The sequence below is a fragment of the Microcoleus sp. Pol12B4 genome, assembly GCF_036701385.1.
Lineage (GTDB): Bacteria > Cyanobacteriota > Cyanobacteriia > Cyanobacteriales > Microcoleaceae > Microcoleus.
Window position 1 is genome coordinate 45,274 of the sequence record NZ_JAUBQR010000020.1, and the last position, 2,700, is coordinate 47,973.

Below are 2,700 nucleotides of genomic sequence, written 5' to 3' on the forward strand. Positions count from 1 at the left end.
GGCCACACCGAGGCAGCAAAGGGATTGACACCTTGAATTGAAATTGCTAGCCTCGCCCCCACGGCGTAAGCGACAGCAACGACAGTTACTTGGGCCAAGTACCGCCCAATTTGGGATTGAGGGAATCGCAGAAACTGATTTAGGTTCAGATTCATACCGAGTTTTAAGTTTTAGGGAATTTCAAATCTCAAGGAAAAGGGAAGTTAGGCAACAGATTATGTAACGGATGTCAGGAAGAGAAAGAGGGGAGCTAATGTAGGGTTTACACCGTGCACATTGCGAGCCTAAATGTAGGTGCGCGGTCGCGCACCTACATTTATAAAGGCTTAGTTGATGGCGGCTTCAATCCAGTGTTTTAAAGTAGAATTTACTTCATCAATGAGAATTTCATGTGATTTGTGAGTTGCTCTTTCCACGACTTCAACTTTGCCTGCTTTCAGTGAACGGCCCGGAACAATGCGATAGGGAATGCCGATTAAATCGGCATCTTTGAATTTAACTCCTGCCCGTTCGTCGCGATCATCGAGTAGGGTTTCAATGCCAGATTGGTTGAGTTCTGCGTAGAGTTTTTCGGCGACTTCTATTTGTTGGGCGTCGGAAATATTGGGGATGCTAATGATGGCGTGATACGGGGCGATCGCCACTGGCCAAATTATCCCGTCTTTGTCGTAAGATTGTTCTACGGCCGATTGAGCTAGTCGCGACACGCCGACGCCGTAGCAGCCCATCACAAAGGGCATTTCTTCGCCTTGTTCGCTGGTGTAGGTGGCGCCCATTGCTTGGGAGTATTTTGTGCCTAATTGGAAGATGTGGCCGACTTCGATGCCTCTGGCGCTTTGCAAGGTTTGTTCGGGGTTGTGTACTGCCCGATCGCCCTTTTTGGCTGTTCTGACGCCTACAACCGTTGCTGGTAGCGGAAATTCTTTATCCCAATTAGCCCCTACAACGTGGTATCCTGATTGGTTTGAACCAGTGACAAAGTTTGTCAGGTCAACTGCGGTGCGATCGACTAAACGCAAAAACTTAGAGTTTACCTCCTTGCTGCCAGCGATATAATCATCAGCAACATCGGGAGCCATATAACCCAGAGGTAAAGATTTAGCCGCCCATTTCCGCTGAGCTTCGGCATCGGGAACAGTCAAAAATAAAACAGTTTTAGCTTGATAATTGCCGGCTAACTTCGTCAACTCATTCAGCAACTTTACCTGATTTACATCTTGGTCGCCACGAATGCTTACCAATACCAACACTGTGATGCCATTGTCATAAACAGCTTGGTAAAGCACGTTTTTGACAACTTGCGTCGGAGAACATTTCAAAAATTTGCAAAGTTTATCAATTGTTTCAGTTCCCGGCGTTTCCCGCTTTTCAAAAGTGGCAAAAGGCGACGGTTCGGTATCAGCAGGCATAGATACAGCCTTTTCCACATTAGCGGCATACTGACCATCTTCAGTATAAAGAACTTCATCTTCTCCCGCTTCTGCCAGCACCATAAACTCTTGAGAACCCGAACCGCCAATGGCTCCCGAATCGGCATCTACTGCTCGGAATTGCAAGCCCGATCGGCGCAGCATATTGCTATAAGCTTGAGCCATATCCTGATAAGTTTTTTTCAGGCTTTCTTCGTTAGTGTGGAAAGAATAGCCATCTTTCATAATGAATTCGCGACCGCGCATCAACCCAAAACGCGGGCGAATTTCATCGCGAAACTTAGTTTGAATTTGATAGAGATGTACAGGCAATTGCCGATAGGAACGAATCATATCTTTAGCAATTGTAGTAATTACTTCTTCGTGAGTTGGGCCCAGTCCCAATTCTCGCTGTTGCCTATCTGTCATGGCAAACATAATACCTTCAGCTTGAGTGTATGTGTCCCAGCGGCCGGATTCCCGCCACAAATCGGCCGGTTGCAATTGCGGGAGGAGACATTCTTGAGCGCCAGTAGCGTCCATTTCTTCGCGCACAATTTGAGATACTTTTTTGAGAACTCGCCACATTAAAGGTAGATAAGCGTAAATTCCGCTACCGATGCGCCGGATGTATCCGGCACGGAGTAATAGTTTGTGGCTGGGAATTTCTGCTTCTGCCGGGTCTTCGCGCAGGGTAACAAAAAGCATTTGAGAGAGTCGCATGGCTGATTTCCTTAAAATACCGGAGGATTGTAATTTTAGATCAACTTCTGATATTATCAGAACTAAGCCCTATTTGATTAAATATATGAATAAAATTTGGCAAAACTATGAAAAAGGTATGGCAGTCTTTGATGATTGTCACTCTCCTACTGTGCAATCTCAATGGCTTGCCTTAAAAGATGAAATAGGAGAATTTGTTCGAGAACCTAATTCAAGCGAAATTTGGGATATTGTTCATGCTGCTGGTCGGTTGCTTTACAAACTAATCGGAATTCCCTTATATTTACTGGCCTATCCTACTGTTCGCAAACACAGTCAACGTTTCGACGAGTACGGCTGTATTCGCAGCATTCGCAACTGTGAGGGTAAATGCTGCGGCAAAAATTCGTAGGGTACGCTGCAGCGCACCCGATATCATGTTTGTTGAATTGCCTGCAATTAGATTTAGAAACCCTGGATCGCAACCGAGTGCTTATGCAGATCCCTCCCTCGGAATTACTAGAGCGTTTTGAGCCTAAAAATCAAACGGAATCCTCAACTAGGTAGCGCACTCTACGATATGTAGAGT

2 protein-coding genes are annotated in these 2,700 nt (G+C 45.8%); one reads left to right on the forward strand and one right to left on the reverse strand.

The genetic code is table 11. The annotated features are described in order from the left end of the window. Positions 1-326 precede the first annotated feature (326 nt). Positions 327-2,132, reverse strand: coding sequence for a proline--tRNA ligase (proS, locus tag QUA38_RS05000; protein ID WP_333159739.1), 1,806 nt, complete (start codon positions 2,130-2,132; stop codon positions 327-329). Positions 2,133-2,217: 85 nt separating this feature from the next. On the opposite strand from proS, the gene QUA38_RS05005 reads away from it, so the two are divergent. Beyond that, entirely contained in the window at positions 2,218-2,523 is a 306-nt protein-coding gene (locus QUA38_RS05005; protein ID WP_333159741.1) for a hypothetical protein, read from the forward strand. Positions 2,524-2,700 lie beyond the last annotated feature (177 nt).